Source organism: Serratia sp. MMO-28, assembly GCF_037199905.1.
In the GTDB taxonomy this organism is placed as follows: Bacteria; Pseudomonadota; Gammaproteobacteria; order Enterobacterales; family Enterobacteriaceae; genus Chania; species Chania oryzae.
Map to the genome: position 1 here is coordinate 1 of NZ_JBBCVB010000026.1, position 24591 is coordinate 24591.

19 protein-coding genes are annotated in these 24591 nt (G+C 51.2%); 11 read left to right on the forward strand and 8 right to left on the reverse strand.

Translation table 11 applies throughout. The features are described from left to right. Positions 1-978 precede the first annotated feature (978 nt). Complete coding sequence (locus WG891_RS20385) at positions 979-3993, forward strand: autotransporter family protein (RefSeq protein ID WP_337264336.1); 3015 nt, start codon at positions 979-981, stop codon at positions 3991-3993. A 405-nt stretch (positions 3994-4398) separates the two neighbouring features. On the opposite strand, the gene eco is transcribed toward WG891_RS20385, so the two are convergent. Then, positions 4399-4914, reverse strand: a complete 516-nt coding sequence (eco, locus tag WG891_RS20390) for a serine protease inhibitor ecotin (protein WP_337264335.1) — start codon at positions 4912-4914, stop codon at positions 4399-4401. A gap of 171 nt (positions 4915-5085) precedes the next feature. Between eco and WG891_RS20395 the strand changes: the two genes are divergently transcribed. The 4 genes from WG891_RS20395 (at position 5086) to deoR (ending at position 8230) form a co-directional block, all read left to right on the forward strand. After that, a complete protein-coding gene (locus WG891_RS20395) occupies positions 5086-5844 on the forward strand; it encodes a phosphatase PAP2 family protein (protein ID WP_443006226.1) in 759 nt (252 codons plus the stop codon). A 6-nt stretch (positions 5845-5850) separates the two neighbouring features. Further along, complete coding sequence (ybjG, locus tag WG891_RS20400) at positions 5851-6456, forward strand: undecaprenyl-diphosphate phosphatase (protein ID WP_337264340.1); 606 nt, start codon at positions 5851-5853, stop codon at positions 6454-6456. 237 nt (positions 6457-6693) lie between these two features. Then, positions 6694-7374: a deoxyribose-phosphate aldolase gene (deoC, locus tag WG891_RS20405; RefSeq protein ID WP_076942312.1), complete on the forward strand. Its 681-nt coding sequence runs from the start codon at positions 6694-6696 to the stop codon at positions 7372-7374. A gap of 91 nt (positions 7375-7465) precedes the next feature. Further along, positions 7466-8230 (forward strand): DNA-binding transcriptional repressor DeoR, encoded by a 765-nt coding sequence (deoR, locus tag WG891_RS20410; RefSeq protein WP_076942376.1) that lies wholly within the window; start codon positions 7466-7468, stop codon positions 8228-8230. Between the two features lie 8 nt (positions 8231-8238). Here deoR and WG891_RS20415 read toward each other — a convergent pair whose 3' ends face one another. Both WG891_RS20415 and WG891_RS20420 read right to left on the reverse strand, forming a co-directional pair. Beyond that, on the reverse strand, positions 8239-9363 hold the full coding sequence (locus tag WG891_RS20415) for a hypothetical protein (RefSeq protein ID WP_337264333.1): 1125 nt from the start codon (positions 9361-9363) through the stop codon (positions 8239-8241). A gap of 11 nt (positions 9364-9374) precedes the next feature. Further along, a complete protein-coding gene (locus tag WG891_RS20420) occupies positions 9375-10688 on the reverse strand; it encodes an MFS transporter (protein WP_337264332.1) in 1314 nt (437 codons plus the stop codon). Between the two features lie 347 nt (positions 10689-11035). Between WG891_RS20420 and WG891_RS20425 the strand changes: the two genes are divergently transcribed. Continuing rightward, the gene (locus WG891_RS20425; RefSeq protein ID WP_337264331.1) at positions 11036-12829 is read left to right on the forward strand and encodes a glycoside hydrolase family 2 protein; all 1794 of its coding nucleotides are present in this window, start codon (positions 11036-11038) and stop codon (positions 12827-12829) included. Here the strand turns inward: WG891_RS20425 and WG891_RS20430 are convergent. From WG891_RS20430 to WG891_RS20445, 4 genes are all read right to left on the reverse strand, one after another. Continuing rightward, positions 12826-14409 carry a hypothetical protein gene (locus WG891_RS20430; protein ID WP_337264330.1) on the reverse strand — a complete coding sequence of 528 codons (1584 nt, stop codon included), beginning with the start codon at positions 14407-14409 and terminating at the stop codon, positions 12826-12828. The genes WG891_RS20425 and WG891_RS20430 overlap by 4 nt on opposite strands. 58 nt (positions 14410-14467) lie before the next feature. Continuing rightward, positions 14468-15262 (reverse strand): ABC transporter ATP-binding protein, encoded by a 795-nt coding sequence (locus tag WG891_RS20435; RefSeq protein ID WP_337264329.1) that lies wholly within the window; start codon positions 15260-15262, stop codon positions 14468-14470. Continuing rightward, complete coding sequence (locus WG891_RS20440; RefSeq protein ID WP_337264328.1) at positions 15259-16161, reverse strand: ABC transporter permease; 903 nt, start codon at positions 16159-16161, stop codon at positions 15259-15261. Before WG891_RS20440 ends, WG891_RS20435 begins: the two co-directional genes overlap by 4 nt. A 79-nt stretch (positions 16162-16240) precedes the next feature. Beyond that, a complete protein-coding gene (locus tag WG891_RS20445; RefSeq protein ID WP_337264327.1) occupies positions 16241-17203 on the reverse strand; it encodes an ABC transporter substrate-binding protein in 963 nt (320 codons plus the stop codon). 1152 nt (positions 17204-18355) lie between these two features. Here WG891_RS20445 and WG891_RS20450 point away from each other — a divergent pair. Both WG891_RS20450 and WG891_RS20455 read left to right on the forward strand, forming a co-directional pair. Next, positions 18356-19654 carry an HAAAP family serine/threonine permease gene (locus WG891_RS20450; protein WP_337264326.1) on the forward strand — a complete coding sequence of 433 codons (1299 nt, stop codon included), beginning with the start codon at positions 18356-18358 and terminating at the stop codon, positions 19652-19654. 90 nt (positions 19655-19744) lie between these two features. Beyond that, positions 19745-21112 carry an L-serine ammonia-lyase gene (locus WG891_RS20455; RefSeq protein WP_337264325.1) on the forward strand — a complete coding sequence of 456 codons (1368 nt, stop codon included), beginning with the start codon at positions 19745-19747 and terminating at the stop codon, positions 21110-21112. A 36-nt stretch (positions 21113-21148) separates the two neighbouring features. Here WG891_RS20455 and WG891_RS20460 read toward each other — a convergent pair whose 3' ends face one another. After that, positions 21149-22354: a serine hydrolase gene (locus WG891_RS20460; RefSeq protein WP_337264324.1), complete on the reverse strand. Its 1206-nt coding sequence runs from the start codon at positions 22352-22354 to the stop codon at positions 21149-21151. A gap of 350 nt (positions 22355-22704) precedes the next feature. Here WG891_RS20460 and WG891_RS20465 point away from each other — a divergent pair, with 350 nt between their 5' ends. The 3 genes from WG891_RS20465 to WG891_RS20475 all read left to right on the forward strand — a co-directional run bounded on the left by WG891_RS20465 (position 22705) and on the right by WG891_RS20475 (position 24582). Next, positions 22705-23361, forward strand: a complete 657-nt coding sequence (locus WG891_RS20465) for an HAD family hydrolase (RefSeq protein WP_337264323.1) — start codon at positions 22705-22707, stop codon at positions 23359-23361. 103 nt (positions 23362-23464) lie between these two features. Then, positions 23465-24085 carry a glutathione S-transferase family protein gene (locus WG891_RS20470; protein ID WP_337264322.1) on the forward strand — a complete coding sequence of 207 codons (621 nt, stop codon included), beginning with the start codon at positions 23465-23467 and terminating at the stop codon, positions 24083-24085. A gap of 77 nt (positions 24086-24162) precedes the next feature. Continuing rightward, positions 24163-24582 carry a GNAT family N-acetyltransferase gene (locus WG891_RS20475; RefSeq protein ID WP_337264321.1) on the forward strand — a complete coding sequence of 140 codons (420 nt, stop codon included), beginning with the start codon at positions 24163-24165 and terminating at the stop codon, positions 24580-24582. Positions 24583-24591 lie beyond the last annotated feature (9 nt).

A 24591-nucleotide genomic window follows, 5' to 3' on the forward strand; every position in this document is an offset into this window, starting at 1 on the left:
CGGGGACCAATTCATCGAGGGTGATGGTTTCAAACTGATATTGCTGAGGAGAGGGTGTTTTGAGCATGGCAGTCAGTCCATTTTTTGCACTGACCTTATTAGATCAAAGTCTATCACCAAGCCATATTAGTAATGGCTTGGTGTGTTTCATTACTCGCCTACAGATACCCCCCTCACCACCTAATTTAATATTATCTACTTTTTTTTATCAAAAACTGAATTTATATAACACCAGAAAAGATCCCCATCACTACCCATCTGGCAATAATTTTAATTAACAGCATATAAAACTGTCGATTTTTTCATACAACTCAATCCGTACATTAGGAGCAAACTGTTTTGCACATCGGTCACTTCATGCGGGTCTTAATGCCAGATTGCCACACTCAATATGGTGAGCAAAGATTTTTGGTCAGATAGTTACCTTCAATCCAGAGCTTACACAACAACACTAGGCACAAGGCAGCTGCGCTAAGCGAATCCATATTAAAGTGTCGGCTCTCTCCACGCTCCACCACACTGATATCAAGGAGAGAAAATCATGAATAAAATTAAAGAGTTTAATACTAAGAATTTCACCATTGACTACATAAAAATATTTAACTAAGATAATTCTTTCGCAAAAATCTTATTGTAAACATCAAAACCGATAGACGCCCATCCATTAAGGAAAAGCCTTTCTTAGACTTGTTTACATGTATTAAAATCAAACCAAAAAAAGAGGTAACCAACTGAAAAATAAACATTAATATAAGCATTAACACTGTTTGAGTTATCCAGGTTAATTTCAAAGTATTTGTATTTTTTTCTTGAGAGATCGGCTATGTCATGTGAAGGGATATTCTGAAAATGCAATTACTAAGCATTTATGACTTGCAAATATAAATTTTTTCTCGTTTTCCTACTTAATGAACATATGTCCATTAAGTATTTTCAAACCAGTAAGAAACCTAGATTTATCAAGGAAATAGTCTCAAGATGGTAAACCACGTTCACTTTTTATCAGACCCCAAAAAGGGTTTTTCAAAGAATTCTTTCTATAAACTAAAAGATAACCATCGGTGGTTGTCAAGACTATCGCCACTCGCTTTGGCGATTTCATCACTGCTCGCCATACCAGCTCAGGTATTCGCTGCAGATGATAGAATTGTAGAGTCGAGTGGTAGCACAACGACATTGAATGGTAATGTCTTGCATTCCGATGCTATCAATGATAGCGCTGCAGATGGTCTTGTGAACGTTTCTGGCAAGAACAGCGTCATCAATGCCGATAATGTCACGATCAGCACTACAGGCAAAAATATCAATGGGTTGTATGCGTTCAATTATGGCCAGGCTAATTTCAACAACGGCCTTATTACTACAACAGGGCAATTTGCCTATGCTTTCCGGGCCTCCAGTAACTCAAACATCACTGTTTCGAACAGTGAGTTGAATGTGTCGGGCCTGAATACTGCTGGTTTGTTTGCAAACGGTAACAGTAATATCGTAGCAAACAATCTGAAGATTACGTCTAGCGGATCAGGCATACAGAATAACGGTAACAGTGTCATTACCATGACAGATGGTACAATCACCGCTGCTGTCGGTGCACAGGCGATAAATGGTAACGCTCTTGTTACTGTCAAAAATGTTGACATCAATGCCAGTAACTATGGTGCCAACGCTATGCCCGGCACAAACTCGATCATCATCGAAAATGGCTCTATAAAATCCGGTAACTTTGGCCTATATGCCAATGGTGCAAATACATTGATCAACCTATCTACCGGTAATACCAATATCACCAGTACTAGCCATGCAGCTTATGCTCTGTCAGGAGGGCATGTTCTACTTAACGGTGACACGTTGACAACTACTGGTAAAGTGGGGCACGGTTTATTCGCCTTTAACGGTAATAATGACACCATGCAAAGTCTCATCACAGCAGATGGAACGACGATAGCTACAGCAGGGGAAGGTTCCTATGGTGCTTATTCCCGCTACAACGGTAAGATTGAGTTGCTCGATTCTTCAATAGAAACGTCTGGGCAATCGGCCCATGGCCTTGCTGCTCTCGGCAATCATGCGACGATTAATGCCAATAACGTCAATGTGACAACAGAAGGTATGGCGGCTCATACTAGTTGGGTACAAGATGGAGCGACATTGAACTTCACCAACGGTTCAATGCATAGCGCCGGCTTGAACGCCGCAGCCTTATCCATCGCCAGCAGCACAACTGATATTAGCAGCGCAAATTTTAACAATGTTAGCATCGTATCCGAGCAAGGAACGACAATCAGCGCTGACAAAGGGAATTCGCAAATCAATTTATCCAATTCGCGCGCTATCGACAACAATGGCACATGGCTTAATGTCGCGAATGGCGGGCACACGCAGGTGGCACTAGACACCAGCGAAGTGAAAGGTACTGCACTGACCGCGGAAGATAGCACAAGCACGGTTACGCTAAGTAATACTTCATTGTGGACAGTAACAGGCGATGCCAATGTGTCGTCTCTAATTAACCAAAACAGCACCATTACATTCGCTTCTCCTGGCTCTGACATTACGCAACAGAGTAGCTACCGTATCCTGAAAACCCATGACTATACTGGCACAGGTGGCGTCATTACGCTCAATACCTACCTCGAAGGCGATGACTCCCCCAGCGACCGCCTACTGATCGACGGGGGGCATGCCTCAGGTAATACTACCTTGCATATTATGGGCACTGGTGGTCAGGGTGCTCTGACAGTAGGCGATGGTATCCGTGTGGTTGATACAGCAAACGGTGCAACAACAGATGCTGGCGCTTTTGTGCTGGGTAATCGGGTTGCTGCAGGTGCTTACGAATATCAGTTATATCACGGCGGACGTCAGGATACGGGCGGTGATGCCAACGACCAGAACTGGTATTTGCGCAATACCGTTATCGTTAATCCACCTGAAGTCGAACAACCAGAAGTTACTGAGCCAGAAATTACTGAGCCAGAAGGTAATGTACAGGAATTACCAAACTATCGACCTGAGGTACCAGTCAGCATGGTTGTACCAGCACTGGCCAATCGTCTGGGAGTCGCTATGCTGGGTACCTATCATGATCGGCAGGGTGAAGATCTGCGCTATAGCGAGGCCGATACGCATGCTGCTTGGGGACGTATCTTCGGCGAAACCGGCGACCGTGGTCACAAGTCAGGTAACATGAGTGAACGCTACCAGCACTTTGAACAGGATGGACCAACCTATGATTTTGATCTCTACGGCTTCCAGACAGGCTTCGATTTGCTGAACAAACAGGATAAACAAGGCGTTCGTGATATGGCTGGCATCTATATCGGCGCATCAAGGGTTGACAGTAATGTCGATAGTGTCTTTGGTGGTCATGCCGGTACTGTTGCGATGAAAGGCTACTCATTAGGTGCTTATTGGACGCACAAAAATGCTAAAGACGCTTATGTAGATGCTGTCATTCAGGGCACAATCTATGATGACATTGATATCAGAACGCGTGCTGGTAGCCGTTCCAAAACTGATGGGAGCGGGTTTGCTGCATCGTTGGAAGGCGGTTATCCTTTTGCCCTTGATAATAACTGGACAATCGAACCACAGGCACAGGCAATTTATCAGCATGTATCACTGGATAACTTCCATGACGACTACGGCCAGGTACAATACGGCAGCACGGATACGTTGGATACACGTATTGGTACCCGTCTGACCAAAACCGTGATGACTCAGACTGAAGATAAGGTCATGGTGTGGGGACGGGCTAACCTGTGGCACAAGATGGGTGCAGATGCCAAAACCACATTCCGTGATCTCAATGGCAATAATGCAGTCAGCCTAGACACAAAGCTGGGTAGCACTTGGGGACAAGTTGGTGTAGGTATTTCAGGCCAACTGAATAAAAACTGGACAGTTTTTGCCACAACTGATTATAACCATGCTCTTGATGGTGGTAAGGGTAGCAGTGTTAGCGGCCGCATCGGTGTTAAAATGTCATGGTGATTTAATTTATATATCATCTTAGTTCTTATCCATTGAGTATGAAGCGCCCCAGAAACTCTGGGGCGTTATTGCTGTCTCTAATCAGTAGAAAAAACTGATGTATTTCATATAACTCAATTGAGCGCGAGAAAGAGATTGCACTTTGAAGCGGTTGCTTAATGCTGATTCTTAATATCAGTGAGCTAAGCTCTTTTCGTCCCTCATTGGGACCCCCTTTTGATTTTTTGTTGAATATTTGCAGTTGCCAGACCGCAAACTGTTTTAACAAATCAAAAGGGGTTTTTATAACTGGCTCAAAGCTGAAAGCTTTACGGAACCTCCAGCCTAGCTGGAGGTTTTCTGTGCATAAAAAATCAGCCCGCCGAAACCAACAGGCTGATTCAATACTGGGCGAACGCCTAAGGTTTATTTTGCCACCGCGCGCCCAATGGCCTCGCTGGCGGACCAAATACGATAACGGACTTCAACGTCTTTCGGGACATAAACCACGATCGGTAGCCTGCTGTTATAACGCTGCATCGCGGCATCTCCCAAATTAGCCGTGACGAATTCTGGCCGTTTGCCGCCATCTGGGCAAGCCATCATGGTGGATGCCGGTGCCGAGAGCTTAGCCAGCACAAAGTAGTCATAACCCCAACCGGCCAGCGTTCTGCTTTCTAAATTGCCACCCATCATATGCCGGTTACAGTCCACTTCCAGCGTTTTACCGATCAGCAACTCTACTTTGAAGTTCTCTTCATTTTCCTGTTTAGGCAAATAAATGACCTGGCGGCTCATCCCCTTCTCTGCTTTTGGGAATGGCGCGACTTTTTCTAGCGGTTGCTGGCTAAGATCGCCATTTTCAACGGCCATTGATGCGGCAACGGCGCTGGTCGAAGCTGCCATCAGCAGGCTGGTAAACACGAAGGAAAGCTTATTCATTTTTTTATCCCTATGATTCATCGAATGATATCGGGGTACGTTAGCACAATGTATAAAAACTGATTATAGGTTAAATCCGGATGTTCTCCCATTTTGCCCGGATCTCACCACACAGCCCATTAAGGTTTTCTTAAGACGGAATTATTACAGTATTGTCATTCATTACCGTAAATGAGCCATCACGTGAACTCGTCGCCTCCCTCAGAACCTTCATTAAATCAATCCTCAACAGCCATGCAAATTAAGACTGATGTTCTTTACACTCTGCCAACATCCTTTTACCGTTGGCAGGTTTTGGGGTTGCTCGCGACTGGGTTGTTATTTATCTGGCTGTCGCGCAATGAACAGTTGGACTGGGCAATCAGTAATTACTGGTATGACGCCGCAAACCAGCGCTTTCCTTGGCAGAATAACTACTGGCTGGATCTGATCAACCATCGTTTGCTGAAGATCGGCGTTATCACCTGCACTATGCTGGCGCTTTTTTACGGCATTTATCGCCGCAATACGCGCCTGATCGTCACGATGCTATTGATTGGCTTTGGGCCTCTGGTCGTCGGCATGCTGAAAGCGCTCAGTGCACATTCCTGCCCATGGGACCTGCTGGAATACGGCGGTAAAGCGATGTCGTTCCCGCTGTTTGGCCCCACGCCCGCATTGCCAGGCCCAGGCCGCTGCTTCCCCGGAGGCCATGCCTCCAGCGGTTTTGCTCTGATGGCGCTGTTTTTTCTGTTTTATCCGCAACGCCCGCGCCTGGCTTACTGGTGCTGGTTGGGCGGCATCACCTGCGGCATGCTGATGGGTTTTGGTCAGATCATGCGTGGGGCACATTTTCTTTCCCATAACCTGTGGGCCGGGTGGTGGGTTTGGTTCAGCCAACTGGCTGTTTATTGGTGGGTTAGCGGTTATTTAAGCCGTAAGACGAGGTAATATATGATGGAGCAATTAAACTATCTGCTTTTCGCCTGGATCAATGCGACGCCAGCCAGCCCGGAATGGCTGATCGATCTCGCTACTTTTATTGCGCGGGATCTGATTGCCATTATACCGTTATTGATTATCGGGTTATGGTTCTGGGGGCCACAGCAGCAATTGAACTCACAGCGTGAAGTGGTGGCCAAAGCGACAATTGCTCTGTTATTTGCCATGAGTGCCTCTGCCGCTATTGGTATGTTGCTGCCACACGAGCGGCCATTTGCGGTGGATGTTGGCTATACCTTCCTGGCACACGCGCCAAACAGTTCCTTTCCTAGCAATCACGGCACCGCCATTTTCACTTTCGCGCTAGCTTTCCTGTTCTGGCACCGCACCTGGTCTGGTCTGCTGTTGCTGGCTGTAGCGGTAGCCATCGCCTGGTCACGCGTATTCCTTGGCGTGCATTGGCCGCTGGATATGGTGGGTGGCTTCCTGGTCGGCCTTGTCGGTTGCCTGTTTGCACAACTGCTCTGGAACCTGTTTGGTGAGGCGATCGCACACCAATTGACGCGTCTGTATCACTTCCTGTTTGCTTTCCCAATCCGTAAAGGGTGGGTGAAAGAGTAATTCCCGCCGACGGGGGCACACGCCCCTGTCGCTCTCGGTCCTTCCTCCTGCAATTGCCAATCTCGCCTCTGGTTTCATCCTGAGGATTACCAAGCGCAACTTGTTACTTAAATAACATTTTCATAGGTAAATGTGCTGTTATTCTAAGGCATCCCACAATAGCTGCTATCAAGCCAGGGTTCTAAATGTTAGGATAGTCACATTACGCGTTATTTTAACCACCTCAGAGGGATCACCATGACCACCGAACAGATTGATTATGCCCGCTACATCGACCATACCCTGCTGGCGATGGATGCCACCGAAAGCCAAATTGCCAAACTGTGTGAAGAAGCCCAACAGCATAATTTTTATGCGGTATGCGTAAACTCCGGTTATGTTCCGCTGGTGGCACACCTGCTGCAGGAAAGCGAAGTCAAAGTCTGCTCGGTGATCGGCTTCCCGCTGGGTGCTGGCCTGACCGTCGCTAAAGCATTTGAAGCCAAAGCAGCTATCGCAGCAGGTGCTCAGGAAATCGATATGGTGATCAACGTCGGTTGGCTGAAAAGTGGTCTGCTGGATGAAGTAAAAGCCGATATCGCTGCGGTACGCGAAGTTTGTGCGGCAATTCCGTTGAAGGTGATATTGGAAACCTGCCTGCTCAGCGACGCACAGATCGTGCAGGTTTGTGAAATGTGTCGCGAACTCGACGTCGCCTTCGTTAAAACCTCAACGGGCTTCAGCACTGGCGGAGCACGCGAAGAACACGTCAAGCTGATGCGAGCCACGGTTGGGAGTGAGATGGGGGTGAAAGCCTCTGGGGCCGTGCGCGATCGTGCCACCGCTGGGAAAATGATCGCTGCGGGTGCCACGCGCATCGGTACCAGTTCAGGTGTAGCTATTGTTTCAGGCGACAGCGCAGCAGCGGGCAGCTACTGAATATCGACACGGTTTGCGATGCGGGGGAGCACAGCGCAAGCCCGCATAGCTGCGTTGAATGCCATCCGCTATAACAATTGAGAGCAATAATATGGACACACGGCGCGCAGAGCGTATCAACCAGCTCGTTCAAGCCTTAAAGCGCACGGACAAGATCCATCTGAAAGACGCCGCCGCGCTGTTAGGCGTCTCGGAGATGACCATCCGCCGCGATCTCAATGCGCAACCGGCCGCCGTGGTTTTGCTCGGGGGTTACGTGGTGGCCGAGCCACGCAGCAACAGCGTGACCCATTACTTTGTCTCCGATCAGCAGGCCAAGCAGGTGGCTGAGAAACGCCGCATCGGCCTGTTGGCCGCCGCGCTGATCCAGCAAAACCACACGGTATTTTTTGACTGTGGCACCACCACGCCAGCCATCATTGACGCCATTGCTGACGAACTGGCCTTCACCGCGGTGTGCCATTCACTCAACACCTTTCTGGCGTTACAGCATAAAGCCAACTGCAAGGTGATCCTGTGTGGTGGCGAGTTCAAACCGAACAACTGCATATTCACCGCCGTTGGCCAGCATAATGAACTCGATCGCATCTGCCCCGATATCGCCTTTATCTCTGCCGCAGGCGTTACCCTGCAACAGGGTGCGACCTGCTTCAACTTTGATGAGCTGGAAATGAAGCACAAGGCCATGCGCATGGCGCAGCAAAAGATTCTGGTGGTGGATCATAGCAAGTTTGGCCAAATCAAACCGGCCTGCATTGGCCCGTTGACGCAATTTGACCGAATCATTAGCGATCGCCCGCCGGAACCTGAGTTCACCGCATTCTTCAGCGAGCAGGCGATCGCCATTCACGTTTAATCCGCAATTCAGGGCTGAATTTGCCCTATCCCCGGCTTGAAATAGCCAATGCCTATCGTGTTACGAAAACGCCAGGTCTGCCATTGTGGCCATAACACCTCGGAAATCATCGCGATCGCAATCCAGCGAAACCAGGTGGCGAAGGTGTTGCTGTAACCCTGTGGCTCTTTATACCCCTTCACCCAACCGTCATAACCGCGCTCACCGAGCAGCGTGTCGGGGAAGCCGCCGTCCGGATTCTGGAAATCCAGCAGTTTTACCAACATGCCACGCAGCCAGAATTCGATCTCATCGCGCCGATGCGGGCAGCGGGCAGCGCCATGAGCCAGAATATCGATAATATCGACATCAATACAGGCGCTGCGAATCGCGATCGGCTGCTCCAGGCAACGACTCATCGACTGATTGAAATAAGGGATCTCTTCATCCAACGCATAAAAAACATGAAGATTATGCGTTGCCCCACAGAGCGCAAACAGCAGCGCCTCTTGGCTAAACTGCTGGCCAGGCCCCCAGAAACCTGAATAAGGTTCACTTTGCTGGTTATGCCAGAAAATCATATCCTGCAGACGCTGAGCGGCTGCGCCAGTTGGGTTTCTCTGCTGCTCAAGCAGCAGGAAGCTGCCCAGGTTCACGATATTATTCCCTTCCAGCCAAGGGTCGCGCATGTCGCGCTGGCCTAACCACGCCCAGAAATATTGCGGATCAAGGAACGGGGTTAGAAAAGGCAGCTCTATGCGATCTAATTGCTCTAAAACCTCTAATGCCCCCATACAATAGTTGGTGGCATGAAAGCGCATATATTGGCGGGTCGCTTCAATATCGGGGCGCTTCCAGGTGTCCTCCCAACGTAACCCCGGCAACAGGAAATAGCCGTCTTCCTGCTGATGGCTTAAAATCCAGTCTGCCAGCCGCTTTTTCTCCTCAATATGATCGCCCAACAGCACTCGGGCCATAGTTCCGTCATAAGTACCGGAAAGCAACATCTGCGGCCACCGTTCCGGCTGATGATATTCGCTAACGCGCAATACACCCGGCACGCCATCAGGCAACTGCATGCTATTCAACCAACGCAGACTCTGATTTTTAGCCGCCAGAATACGCTCCTGCAACAGGCTATCGGTCAATTTCATCTTATTTCCTTTTAATCGTTAAGTTTTGCCGCAGACATAGTGGGGATTAAGAAGTGCATAATGAGGAAGCCAAGCAGATAGGCAAAACCGCCCATCAGGAAAATAGACCAGTAGCTTCCGGTGGCCTGTAATATATGCCCCGTGGCCTGCGCAAAAATAATAGAACCGATGGAACCAATTAAGCAGCCTATACCGACCACTGCGCCTACGGCCTGTTTAGGAAACATATCCGATACGCTGGTGTAGAGATTCACCGACCATCCCTGATGAGCAGCAACCGCAATACCGATCAGTGCTACTGCCAGCCAAAGATTAGAGACGTTAGAAACCAGCAGAATAGGTAAAACGCAAATGGCACACAGCAACAACGTTAATTTACGTGCCTTATTGACCGCTACGCCGCGATTCACCAGCCAGGCGGGAAGATAACCGCCCCCCAACCCACCCAAGGTGGCCAGAATATTGATTAATACCAGCGGCATTGCCATGTGCGCCATATCAATACCGCGGGCATCATGCAGCCACTTTGGCAACCAGAAGAGGAAAAACCAGAAGATGGGATCGGTCAGAAATTTGCACAGCGCAAAAGCCCAGGTCTGGCGATGCTTTAACAATCCTAACCAACTGACTTTTTGCGCTGTCTGTTCAGCAGATTCAGGGGTATCGTCCTGATTAATCCAGGCCAACTCCTCCTGATTGACTTTTTTCGTCTTGCCCGGTTTGCCGTATAAAAATAACCAGAAAGCAATCCAGATAAAGCCCACCGCTCCCGTGACAATAAAGGCTTCACGCCATCCCCACTGCAGTGCGATCCAAGGGATAATAATCGGTGCGAAAATGTTGCCGACGTTAGAACCTGAGTTAAAAATCCCGGTAGCGAAAGCACGCTCACGTTTAGGGAACCATTCTGCTGCCACCTTGACCGCAGAAGGGAAGTTGGCGCTCTCTCCCAAGCCCAGAAAGATACGGGCGTAAATAAATCCCACGACCGTACTGGCTGCGCCATGGGCCATTGCCGCCACACTCCAGATCGCCAGGGCGATCGGTAACACCAGGCGAGCCCCATACAGGTCGACAATCCGGCCACAGATAAATAAGCCTACGGCGTAGGCGGCCTGAAACGCGGTGACAATATTGCCGTACTCAATTTCACTCCAGCCAATATCTTTTTGTAACATCGGGGCGAGTAAGCCCAGGATAGAACGGTCAAGATTATTAATGGTGACAGAAAAGAACAATAATGCACACACGGTCCATCGGTAGCGGCTCATGCTAACCCCCGACTTTACCGCCTGTTCACTGAGTTCGCTGCGTAATTCACTCATCGTATTACCCTCCAGTGCCAGATAGAAACAGCCTAAAAACACGCCATTCCAGTCTATGGGGGCACGGTAAAAATGCAGACGGGCACGAAATAGAATTGAGAGTTCAAAAGGCACCGGGTTATTTTTTGTGAGCGACTTCGCTGTTATCGGACGTAATTGTGATAAAGATCACGCGAATTAAAATAAACTCGTGATCAACATCACTCTATAACCTGATTGAATTAAGATGTTCATCACAATTCTATTTTTTCATCATGCCTTGTTTCCTGCTCGCCGTCTTAGACTCCACAGCCGTAGATCTCTACCGGTTATTCTCCAGCAATACTTTATCGCAGAAGGGAAATACCATGTTGGAAAAGTCTGACCTGGCTGACAATGCTGTTGAGTGCCTACATAACGAACAATACGATCGCCCCTATAACCTGCAGAATCTTAATTACCGCAACCTGCTGTTCTCCGGTGGCCGAGAGCGGGAAAGCCTCGGCGGAGAGTGGCGCTTTACCTTGGATCTACACGATACCGGGTTAAGACAAAAATGGTTTTTGCTGCAACAGCGCGACGCAGAAACACGCCGAGATCCCTACGACTATGATCCGTTCGCCGGGCAAACCATTCCTGTCCCCAGTTGCTGGCAGATGATAAAAGACAAGTGGTTTTATTTTGAAGGCAGCGCTTGGTATACGCGTGAAATTGATTATATAGAGCGCGACGAAGATGAACGCGTTTTCTTGCGTATTGGCGCTGCCAACTACGACTGCAAAGTCTTTCTCAACCATCGCTTTATTGGTAATCACTATGGCGGTTCAACGCCTTTCTGCGCAGAGTTAACCCCACAACTGCAACCGGGTAATAATATCCTGATGCTGTGCGTAAATAATAACCGCACCACCGACAGACTGCCGCTGCGTAATAATGACTGGTTTAACTACGGCGGAGTTTATCGCGAAATCGATTTGATCCGCACTCCAGCAAGTTATATCCGCGATCTTTTCGTCTATCTGGTTCCTGACGGTGGTTACAACCGCATTGCGGTCAGGATCGCCGTTGAGGGCCCGGCAACTGAGGTTAATTTTGCTTTAACTGAGTTAGGTATCAGCCAAAGCTTACCGGTGGTTGAAGGGGTCGCAGAAACCACCTTCTGCGTGCAACCAGTGCTTTGGTCGCCCGAGCAACCCAAGCTCTACCAGGTTATGGCATCACTGGGGCGAGATTGGGTGAGCGATCGCGTGGGTTTCCGGCAGATAGAGGTGGTAGGCACCGATATTCGCCTGAATGGCCGCTCGCTCTACCTGCGAGGGGTTAATTGCCATGAAGACGACCTGCTGCTGGGGAAAATGACCAGCGAAGCCGATATCCGCCGCCGCTTTCGCGATGCCAAGGAGCTGAACTGTAATTACCTACGCCTGGCTCACTATCCGCACCACGAAATGGCCGCACGTATTGCCGATGAAGTGGGCCTATTACTGTGGGAAGAGATCCCGAACTATTGGGCTATCGATTTCAATAACCCGGCCACGCAGCGCGATGCCCATAACCAGTTGATGGAGCTGATTATGCGTGACCGCAACCGCGCCAGCGTCATTATCTGGTCGGTGGGTAATGAGAACGCTGACACCGATGAACGCTTGCATTTTATGACCACGCTGGTTAAGGCAGCGCGGCAGGCCGATCCCAGCCGGTTGATTTCAGCGGCCTGCCTGGTTAACCACGCCAAAATGAAGATTGAAGATCGCCTGGCGGAGCATCTCGACATCATAGGACTGAATGAATACTACGGCTGGTATGAAGAGAACTTTGAGGATCTGATCGCGTTAGGGGAAAACTCATCGCCTACCAAACCGGTGGTGATTACCGAAACCGGGGCTGAAGGGGTTCTGGGCAAAAACGCGCCACAGTCTGGCCCATTCTCTGAACACTACATGGCGGAAGTCTATCGCAAACAAACCGCCTATCTGCCAAAACTCGACTATGTGCGCGGCTTCACGCCCTGGCTGCTGTACGACTATCGCTCGGAACGGCGGCAGAATCCTTATCAACAGGGGCTTAATTGCAAAGGGTTGATCGCCGCCGACAAACACACCCGCAAAGCAGCTTTTTACATTCTGCGGGATTTCTATCAGCAACTAAAACAGGCTGACTAATCCTGACACAGGCTATCCGCCAGGCTCATCAGCCTGGCGGGATCGAACAGCATCGCCAGATAGTGGGGCTGCTGTTGCTCCTCCTTCTCCAACCATTCATCAATGCGCAGCGCCAACTGCCGCAGCTGCGTGATCTGTTGTGCCAGATCAAACGAGGAGATGCCGCTCTGGCTGCCATAGCGTTCAAGCATCAACTTCATCGCCACCCCTTTCGCCACGGCATCAAACATATCGGTGTAGTAGGCAACCCGATCCCAGACCCGCTTGAAAAGTGCGCTCTTTTCCTTCGTAATATCAACACATTGTAAAATATGGTGTAACTGACTGCGGGAGCTTTGTGCCAAAAAAAGTGCCCGTTGCTTCTCTAGCAGCAATTGCTGGTACTGTTCACGGCCAGCATCAGGGCTAACGTTGGGAAAAAGCGACGATGCTGCCAGGTACCCCTCGGTATGACGCGCGTGCAATTGCAGCAATTGCACCGCCTGAGCATAACTTTCCGGCACCTGACTATAGTGATGCAGAACATGGCCCAAGATATAGGGGGTTTTCCTCATCCATTCGTAGCTGCTGGTATAGAGCTGATGGAACGCGTTCAGTTCAGCCGCCTCCACTTTATGGTCCAGCATATCGGTCAACCAACAGTGAAACGCCTGTTTTTCTGACAGACACATTTCACGGCCAAACATCGCCAGCCCGTGCAGGTTGACCGAATTAACCGAGTTAATCAGTGAACTGTTAGAAATCCATTCCCAACTGAGCCTGCCGGTGATGGCCTCCAGGCGATCGCCTGCCGTATTCTCGCCCCAACTGAGCCGCCCCTGAATTTCATCTAACAGATAACAAGGCAGCAGTGTCCAACCATACTCCAGCCCCCACATGTTAAACTCAATCCACTTGATGCGGCCTGCCAACTGTGTGAGCAATGGGTTGTTGGCAAATCCAGGGCGATACCCGTTAGCTACCGCTTTCAATGACACTCGCACATCAGGCGGCAGCACCTGTAACGCATTAATCAATTGCCATGACGCGGCATCATCATCCATATAATCGCGCAGCACCATTTTCTTCCCTTGGCTGCGCAGTGTCTGATAAAGGTAGGGAAGCGTGGACGACCAGTTGGCGCGGTAGGCCTGATGCCGAGGCAGATTGACAATCACACCGTCAATACCGGGCAAATGTTGTAATGTTTCAACCAACGCCTGCTGATAGAAATTTTTCCAGAAGAGTTCATCCGCACCGCTGTTTTCTATCAAGGCATATTCAGGGTACTTTTCCTGTAATTTTCCGCCATGAGGGAATGCCTCCCCCTGAAGCCAAACGCCGATACCGGCGAGATTGCAATAACGGTATAAACGCTGCAGATATAACAGGCGTTCCTGCCGTTCACGCAGCAGGTTGTCACGGCCATGCAGGCAATAAGGAGAGGGTAACACCAGTAGGGCGAGTAGATCTTGCTGATGGACAACCAGGCCGTTAAAACGATCCCGCTTCATAACGGCAATCACTTCCTGCAAATGTGGCCAATGCCAGATTAACGAGGAGTTAACTTCCAGTAAGCGAAGCGGAATCAGCGTTTGCATGGTTATCAACGTCTAATCAGTTCGGTTGGTAGACAGCAGCTTGGAGGATATGGCTGGATTAACTCAGCAGCAACCCATCATCATCCAGCTTTTCGCCGCGCGTTTTTTCGAACATCTCCAGCAGATCGGTCACCTGCATGTTGGCCCGCTGCTTACCGCTAACGTCCAGCACCACGCGCCCCTGGTGCAGCATCACCGTGCGATGCCCATGATCCAGCGCCTGCCGCATCGAGTGTGTCACCATCAGCACCGTCAGTTGCTGTTCGGCGACAATACGATCGGTTAGCGCCAACACAAAGGCGGCGGTTTTAGGATCGAGCGCTGCCGTATGCTCATCCAGCAACAGTAGGCGCGAAGGTTGTAGCGAGGCCATCAACAGGCTGACCGCCTGCCGCTGCCCACCGGAAAGCAACCCCATGTGATCGCCTAAACGATTCTCCAAGCCCAGTTCCAGCGTCGCCAGCTTGTCACGGAACAGCGCACGCTGTTGGTTTTTGACCGCACGCTGAAACCCACGGGTTTGGCCACGCTGCAGCGCCAGCGCCAGGTTCTCTTCAATGCTGAGCCCTTCGCAGGTGCCCGCCAGCGGATCCTGAAACACCCGAGCCACCATGCCAGCACGGCGCCAGGCTGGCATGGTAGTCACGTCCTGATCGCCAATAAACAGCTGACCGCGATCGGGGGTAATGTCACCGCTGATCGCATTCAGCAGCGTAGACTTTCCCGCCCCATTGCTGCCAATCACCGTAACGAACTGCCCGGCTTCAATACTCAGAGACAGGCCACGCAATACCGGGTTTTCCAGCGGAGTGCCGGGATTAAAGGTTTTAAACAACTGCTCGGCACGCATCATGATGGCCGCCTTCCTTGCTTACTTTTCAATTTCTGTTTCAACTTCGGCAAAATCAGTGCCAGCGTCACCAATACTGCGGTAATCAGATTCAGATCCTGCGCCTGCAGGCCAATAAAGTCGGCATTCAGCGCCAGCGCAATCATCAGGCGGTAAACCAATGCTCCCAGCAAGGTCGCCAAGGTGATCAGATAAAGGCTGCGCGCGGGTAACAGTGTTTCACCAATGATCACCGCCGCCAGCCCGACGACAATGGTCCCAATCCCCATAGAGATATCGGCACCGCCCTGAGTTTGCACATACAACGCGCCAGCCAGCGCAATCAACGCATTAGAAAGCGCCATGCCGATCACCGTCAGCCGATTGGTGGCAATACCCTGCGCGCGCGCCATACGGGGATTCGCGCCGGTTGCACGCAGCGCCAGGCCGACTTCGGAGGTCAAAAACGCATCCAGCGCCAGCTTGACCAACACCACTATGACCAGCAGCAGCAGCGGCTGAATCAACCAGGCATTATCTTCAACCTGGCTGATAAACGGAGTAAATACGCTGGGCAGCCCAATCAGAGCCAGATTAGGGGCACCCATAATACGCAGATTGATGGAATACAGGGCGATCATCACCAGAATACTGGCCAACAGTTGCAGAATGCCGAGCCGCACATGCAGCCAGGCGGTCAGACAACCGGCACCAGCCCCGGCGAGAGCGGCCAGCCCGCAGGCCAGCCAAGGGTTGTAACCGCTGACGATCATGATCGCCGCAACAGCGCCACCCAGGGGGAAGCTGCCATCCGCCGTCAGATCAGGAAAGTTGAGCAAACGAAAGGAAATCAGCACCCCAAGCGCCACCAGCGCAAAGATCAGGCCGATCTCCAAAGCCCCCATAAGGGAAATTAACGACATGCAAACCTCATAAAAAACCTTGGCCCACCAGAACTGGCGGGCCATTCCCTAGAATAAAAAAGCGATGCGCCGCAAAGCGTTACTTGATAACTTCTTGTGCTGACTGCACCAGGTCCGCTGGCAGTGTTACGCCCTGCTTCTTCGCGGCGGCTGGGTTCACGCTCAGGCTGAGCTTATTGCCCACCTCTGGCGCGATAGTGCCCGGCTGCTCGCCCTCTAACAGACGCACAACGATTTTACCGGTTTGCCGCCCCAGATCGTAATAGCTCATGCCCAGCGCAGCAGCAGCACCGCGTTTGGCAACGCTGTTGTCACCCGCGATCAGCGGGATTTTGGCCTGATTCGCCACAGCGACCAGCGATTCGTAGGTGGAGATCACGTTGTTATCGGTATTGGTATAGATGACGTCAACTTTCCCCACCAGGCTTTTCGCCGCCGGGGTCACGTCAACGGTACGCGCTGCCGGTGCTTCAACCAGGGTCATACCGCGTTTGGTTAACTCATCTTTCAGCTCTTTCACCACCACCGTCGAGTTGACCTCACCCGGGCTGAATACCATGCCAACGCGTTTGGCATCTGGCTTCACCTTTAGAATCAGGTCCACCTGCGGGCCGATAGCAACGCTGTCAGAAACGCCGGTCACGTTGGTGCCACTTGGCTCCCAGCTCTTAACCAGCTTGGCCGCCACCGGATCGGTTACCGTAGTAAACACCACCGGAATAGTTTTGGTCGCAGCGATCACCGACTGGGCTGCCGGGGTGGAGATCGCGACTATGGCATCGGGTTTGTCACCGATAAACTTACGTGCGATCTGCCCGGCGGTGGCCATGTTTCCTTGCGCACTCTGGAATTGAATCTTGACCTTATCCTTGTCATAACCTGCGGCCTTTAATTCATCAATGACCCCGTCACGCGTCGCATCCAACGCCGGATGATCAACGATCGATACGATAGCCACTGATTTCGGCGTAGCCGCATAGCTGCTTACTGCGAATAAGGTTGCTGCAACAGCGACAAAAATCTTTCGATTATTTAAAAGCATAGGGGCATCCTTTTAGAGTTATAGTCAGTGCCTGAAATAGCGGCAAATCATCCTAGCACAGTGTTTTACAGCCATCCACGAGACAACATTCCCTTAACATCCAAATTCGGAAGAAATCAGTTGGCAAGCTTACCGCGATTGGTGATTGGGATCACAAACCCGCCGCAGTTAGCGCAGGGTGGAAGAAAATCAGCGCGTGACCGCATCAAAACCTCCTAGGCTCCATGGTCGTTATGAAGCGGCAATCAACGCTCATTCGTTTGTACAAAATACCAGCAATCAAACTCGCCAAATAACTCATTCCGCCCTAATTACAGGTTAATGAATTGCAACAGCTTGCCTGGGTTATTATTTTTTACGGAATAAAATTGCCGAAAATTAAGCCAAGTTCACTCTGAATAAAAATATGACACTCTAGGTTCATTACCAATAATACGATTTAAACCCTAATAGCCACTTCACCTTCCTGCGTAAAATATCGGCAATTATCTTTATTTATATGATAAATAAATATGCATTGTTTCCGTCGCACAGCTCTATTTATTGCTTCACCAAACCCGCCAGCATTTGCTTTAATTCCTTTATAAACAAACTGTTAATCTCACTTAATCTGCAATAGATAAGTACCAATTACAATGATAAGGGTTTTCAGCTAAATCAAAACGCCGTATTGAAATATATCGCCAATCCCAATCAACCAGGCAGACTTTTATCTGGCTAAACATCACCAAGCCTGAACCTTCATCGCAGAGTGAATGAAATCGGTTTCAGCATGAGATCTCTTACATCTGCGCAACATATGCACGAAAAATCATTAAAAAAGCAAACCAACGCACAAATAACGCATTTGAGAGTGCGATCACGGTTGTTTCTGCTGTAAATCGTTATCTTGCCGCCAACAAAAATCGGCAGACAAAGATCTTCCGGCAGAAGTTGCGGCTTTTAGCTATTTAACAGCAGAAAGTCATTGGGTTAGTTATCCGGCAACCATCGCAAACGATAATTAGCATAATAAACAACCAGGGGGCGTCATATCACCCCGCAAGTAATATCTAATGCTGATCTCTGACGAAATCTGATATTTCGCCGGGCAGCTCTATCCTGAAAATTTGCCTTTAATTTCAAATTAACGTGTTCACTTCGGAGATATTTATGGACACTACACAGACCGGCACAATTGCCTCTGCGGCCTCGGCTTCCAGCACGACCTGGCGCAAATCTGACACCATGTGGATGTTGGGCCTGTATGGCACCGCCATCGGCGCAGGCGTACTGTTTCTGCCCATTAACGCCGGTATCGGTGGTTTGATTCCCTTGATTATCATGGCGATCATCGCCTTTCCGATGACGTTTTTTGCCCACCGTGGCCTGTGCCGTTTCGTTCTTTCCGGTAAAAATCCCGGTGAAGACATCACCGAGGTGGTAGAGGAGCACTTTGGCATCAGCGCCGGTAAGCTGATCACCCTGCTCTATTTCTTTGCGATCTACCCTATCCTGCTGGTTTACAGCGTGGCGATCACCAATACCGTTGACAGTTTTATTACCCATCAGTTGGGGCTGGTATCACCGCCGCGCGCGATTCTGTCCCTGATCCTGATCGTCGGGCTGATGACCATCGTGCGTTTCGGTGAGCAAGCCATCGTGAAAACCATGAGTATTCTGGTGTTCCCGTTTGTCGGCGTGCTGATGATGCTGGCGCTGTATCTGATCCCTAACTGGACCGGTGCCATCTTCGAGAACCTTTCTCTGGCCGGTTCCGGCAGCGGTTTGGGCCACGGCCTGGTGATCACCCTGTGGCTGGCGATCCCGGTAATGGTGTTCTCCTTTAACCACTCACCGATCATCTCCGCTTTCGCCGTGGCAAAGCGTGAAGAATATGGCACAGGCGCCGAGAAAAAATGCTCACGCATTCTGGCTTATGCCCACATCATGATGGTTCTGACGGTAATGTTCTTCGTCTTCAGCTGCGTGTTGAGCCTCTCTCCGGCCGATCTGGCAGAAGCCAAAGCGCAGAATATCTCGATTCTGTCTTATCTGGCCAACCACTTTAACAACCCGATGATCGCTTATATCGCACCGGTCATCGCGTTTATCGCCATCACCAAATCTTTCCTGGGCCATTATCTGGGTGCCCGCGAAGGCTTTAACGGCATGATCTCCAAATCCATGAAGAGCCGCGGCAAAACCATCAGCAGCAATAAGCTGAACCGCATCACAGCGATCTTTATGCTGGTGACCACCTGGATCGTCGCGACATTGAACCCGAGCATTTTGGGCATGATCGAGAACCTCGGTGGCCCGATCATCGCCATGCTGCTGTTCCTGATGCCGATGTATGCCATCCGTAAAGTTCCAGCCATGCGCAAGTACAGTGGGCATATCAGCAACGTATTCGTGGTCGTGATGGGGCTGATTGCCATTTCCGCCATTCTGTACACCCTGTTCGGCTAACCACGCTCGGCCGGCGCTGCATGGCGCCGGCTTTTCACCCTCCCCCTTCCTGGTATCCATGCCTGTAACCTGAAAAAGAAGGTTAAGACAATGATCAGCGTTTTCGATATTTTCAAAATAGGTATCGGCCCATCAAGCTCCCATACCGTCGGCCCGATGAAGGCTGGCAAACAGTTTACCGATGACTTGATCGCCCAAGGGCAACTGCACGACACCACCCGCGTGGTGGTCGACGTTTATGGCTCGTTGTCGCTCACCGGTAAAGGGCACCATACTGATATCGCCATTATCATGGGCCTGGCGGGGAATCTGCCGCATGACGTGGATATCGACAGCATTACCGGCTTTATCCGCGACGTGGGGCAGCGTGGCCGTTTGCTACTAGCCAACGGCGCGCACGAGGTCGATTTCCCGCGCCAAGGCGGCATGAACTTCCACAGTAACAATTTGCCGCTGCATGAAAACGGTATGTGCATCAGCGCCTACGCCGGTGAGCAACGGCTACACAGCAAAACCTACTACTCCATCGGCGGTGGTTTTATCGTTGATGAAGAACATTTCGGCCAAGCAGCCAGCAATGCCGCCCCCATCCCTTACCCTTACCGCTCCGCGCAAGACTTGCAGCAACATTGTAAGGAAACCGGGCTTTCGCTTTCCGGGTTGGTGATGCAGAACGAATTGGCACTGCGCAGTAAAACGGAAATCGAGGCGCACTTCGCTGACGTGTGGCAGGTGATGCGCACCGGCATTGAACGCGGGATGAATACCGAAGGCCTGCTGCCCGGCCCGATGAAGGTTCAGCGCCGCGCGGCCGCTCTGCGGCGTATTCTGGTGACCGGTGACAAGAACAATATTGATCCGATGAACGTGGTGGATTGGATCAATATGTTCGCCTTTGCCGTAAACGAAGAAAACGCCGCCGGTGGCCGCGTGGTAACCGCACCAACCAACGGCGCCTGCGGCATCATTCCGGCGGTACTGGCGTATTACGATCAGTTTATCCGCCCGATCAATACCAACTCTTACAGCCGTTTCTTCCTGGCTTCCGGGGTGATCGGCACGCTGTACAAGATGAATGCGTCGATCTCCGGCGCTGAAGTCGGTTGCCAAGGGGAAGTGGGCGTCGCCTGCTCTATGGCGGCGGCCGGTTTGGCAGAACTGATGGGGGGCAGCCCGGCACAGGTGTGCATTGCCGCAGAAATCGCTATGGAACACCACCTGGGGCTGACCTGCGATCCGCTGGCTGGCCAGGTGCAGGTGCCTTGTATCGAGCGCAACGCCATTTCTGCGGTGAAAGCCGTCAATGCCGCGCGCATGGCGCTGCGCCGCACCAGCGAGCCGCGCGTGTGCCTGGATAAGGTGATCGAAACCATGTATGAAACAGGCAAAGACATGAACGCCAAGTACCGCGAAACCTCGCAAGGCGGCCTGGCAATCAAAGTAGTGGCATGTCATTGATCTGATTTGGGGCCACTCAAGTGGCCCCGTTTATCTTCAGCCGAAGATGCCACCAAACCACTGGCTCAGTTTCATCATCACAAAGTCCCACATGCGGCTTAAGAAGTTGCCCTGTTTCACCTCCTGCATCACCACCAGCGGATGCTGCTCAATGGTTTTGCCATCCAGCAGGAAATTGACGGTGCCGACGACCTGATTTTTCGCCAACGGCGCTTCCAAGGTCGGCTGGTTGAGCTGATAACTGGCCTTCAGATTCTTCATCTGCCCTTTCGGGATGGTTACGGCCGCGTCTTTGGCCACCCCCAGCGGCACTTCCCCCACGTCACCAAACCAGACTTTCTGCGTGACAAAGGCTTTGTCGGCCTTGATCGGGATCGCGGTTTCATAGAAGCGGAACCCCCAGGTCAGCAGTTTCTCGCTCTCGCTGAAACGCACGCGATCGCTCGGTGCCCCCAGCACAACCGAAATCAGGCGCATGGGGCCCTCGGTCGCGGAGGCCACCAGATTGTGCCCAGCACCGCTGGTGTAGCCGGTCTTGATACCGTCCACGTTCAGATTGGTGCTCCACAACAAACGGTTACGGTTGATCTGGCGGATTTTGTTAAACGTGAACTCTTTCTCTTTATGCAGCGCATATTCGTCTGGCACGTCTCGGATCAGCGCCTGGCTCAGCAGCGCCATATCGCGCGCGGTGCTGTATTGCCCTTCGGCATCCAAGCCGTGCACCGTCAGGAAATTGGTATTCTGCAAGCCAAGAGATTTAGCATAGTTATTCATCAGCCCAACGAACGAATCCTGGCTACCTGCCACAAAATCCGCCAGCGCGATACTGGCATCATTGCCCGACTGAATAACGATCCCTTTATTCAGTTCCGACACCGGCACCTGATCGCCCGGCTTGATAAACATCAGAGAGGAGCCGCGCAGCACCGGGTTGCCGGTTGCCCAGGCATCTTTCCCCACGGTGACCAGATCGTCCGGCTTGATTTTGCCCGCTTTTATCGCCTGGCCGATCACATAGCTGGACATGATTTTAGTCAGGCTGGCTGGGTCAAGGCGGGTATCAGGGTTGCCTTCTGCCAGGATCTTGCCACTGTTATAGTCCATCAGCACATAGGCTTTAGCATCCACTTGCGGTATTTCTGGTGCTTCAGCCGCTTGTACGCTGCGGGTAATGAGCAGTATGACGCCTACACCGAGGGCCAATTTTTGAAGAGAGGTGGAGTAAGTTTTTTTCATCATGACGTCGCCAGTATGTTCGTTTAACCCATTGAAATAGCGTTAACCCGCAAACATGTTTACGTTTTCAGCCAACCAGCGAGAGTGGCTCAATGCAACGCTGTACCTAAAATGACCCTATAGTGAGTTTATTCGGTTTCTCTTATTCTGGCAGGGATTGGCCTGATTTTTCTGAACTTTTACATAACTGTACGCTTTAGTGGGCAAATTGGCTAAAAATCGTGCCATTAACTTTAATTATGGCGGGCGGGCTAAGGCAAACCTCCTGCCCAGTGTCGCAGAACGGTCATCAATGTGTCTTATACTCGGCGCTACTTCAACGCTGCCGTAGGTGTTCTTACTGGAGAAAACTGATGGATTTAGCCCTTTTCGACCTGGATGAAACCCTGATCGATGATGACAGCGCCAGCCTGTGGATCCGCTGGCTGGTGGCCGAGGGGTTTGCCCCTGCGGAGTTAGAACGGCAGGAACAGCAACTGATGCGGCTCTACTATCAGGGTAAATTGCCGATGGAGGATTACATGCGGGCCACGCTGGTTCCGTTGACAGGGTTGAGTAGCCAGACCGTGGCCAGTTGGGTGCAGCGCTATATCCGCCGCGCTATTCTCCCCCGCGTCTACCCTGCCGCGCGTGAGCGCCTGTTGTGGCATCGTGAACGCGGTGATTGCATTCTGATTATTTCTGCCACCGGCGAACACCTGGTCACCCCGATTGCCGAACAACTGGGGGCCGATGCCGGATTGGCGATTGGCGTTGAAGTGGTTGATGGCCGTTTTACCGGCAACACTTACGGCACCCTGACCTATCAGCAGGGTAAAGTCATCCGCTTGCAACAATGGTTACAGCAGCATCCTGAACTGCAGTTTGCACACAGCCACGGCTATAGCGACTCCATCAACGATCAAGCCATGCTGCAGTTTGTCGACAGCGCCACGGTCATCAACCCCGACAGCGAACTGAGCGCCCTGGCTGCACGCTATGGTTGGGAAGTGTGCCACTGGGAACGCTGATGATTTGCGTATCACCTAGCAAAAAATGCCTTTGCGTGTGACAAAAACCACTTTATCGCGTAGGTATTAACGCGACATTCTCAAACACATACAGAGGCGTTTTATGTTGACCATTTGGGGCCGGGCAAATTCGAATAACGTGAAGAAAGCACGCTGGTGCGCCGCAGAGCTAGGGCTGAACTACACCCATATCAACGCGGGGGGCACTTACGGCAAAGTGAACGAACAACCGTACCGCGCACTCAACCCCAACGGGCTGGTACCGCTGCTGCAGGACGACGACTTCGTGCTGTGGGAATCCAATACCATTGTGCGTTATTTGGCAGCCAAGTTCGGCCAGGCACCGTTTTATCCGCAAGATCTGCAAGCGCGCGCCGCCGCAGAAAAATGGATGGATTGGCTCACCTCAACCATTGCCGCCCCCTTCCGGACCCTTTTCTGGGGCATGGTTCGTACGCCTGCCGAGCAGCGCGATCATGCGGCTATCGATGCGGCGATCGCCGAACTGGAGCAACACTTTACGATCGTTGAACACCAACTGGCACAACAGCCTTACCTTTCCGGTGCAGAGTTCGGTATCGGTGACATCCCGCTGGGCAGCTTCATTTACGCCTGGTTTGAACTGCCGATTAAACGCCAGCCGCGCCCACATATGGAACGTTGGTATCAGCAACTGTGTGCCCGCCCCGCCTACCAGAGCACCGTGATGATCCCCCTTACCTGATACGTCACACCCTGGTTTTTAACCCATTGAATTTAAAAAATTCGCCGCTAAAGTGGAGCTATCACTCAGGAGGAAATATGAATATCACCGTAACAGATGACCTGCGCCCGGAAGACACCGAAGAGATCCGCAATCATTTAAAGGCTTACAATCGCCAATTTGTCGGCGATATTCTGAATAAGAATATCGGGGTGTTTGTCTTGGATGCTCAGGGTAACAAAATGGCCGGGCTGACCGGCAACACCGTTGGCCACTGGTTGAGCATCGATCTGTTATGGGTTTCTGAGTCGTTACGCGGCGAAGGCGTTGGCAGCCAACTCATCAAAGCGGCAGAGCAACAGGCTATGGCAGAAGGGTGCAAATACGCGCGGGTCGATACCTTCAGCTTTCAGGCTCGGCCCTTCTACGAAAAACAGGGCTACCAGCTACAGATGATATTGCGCAATGCCCCAATAGAGCATGAGCGCTATTTTTTCACCAAATCTCTCACGGACTGACAGGTAAAG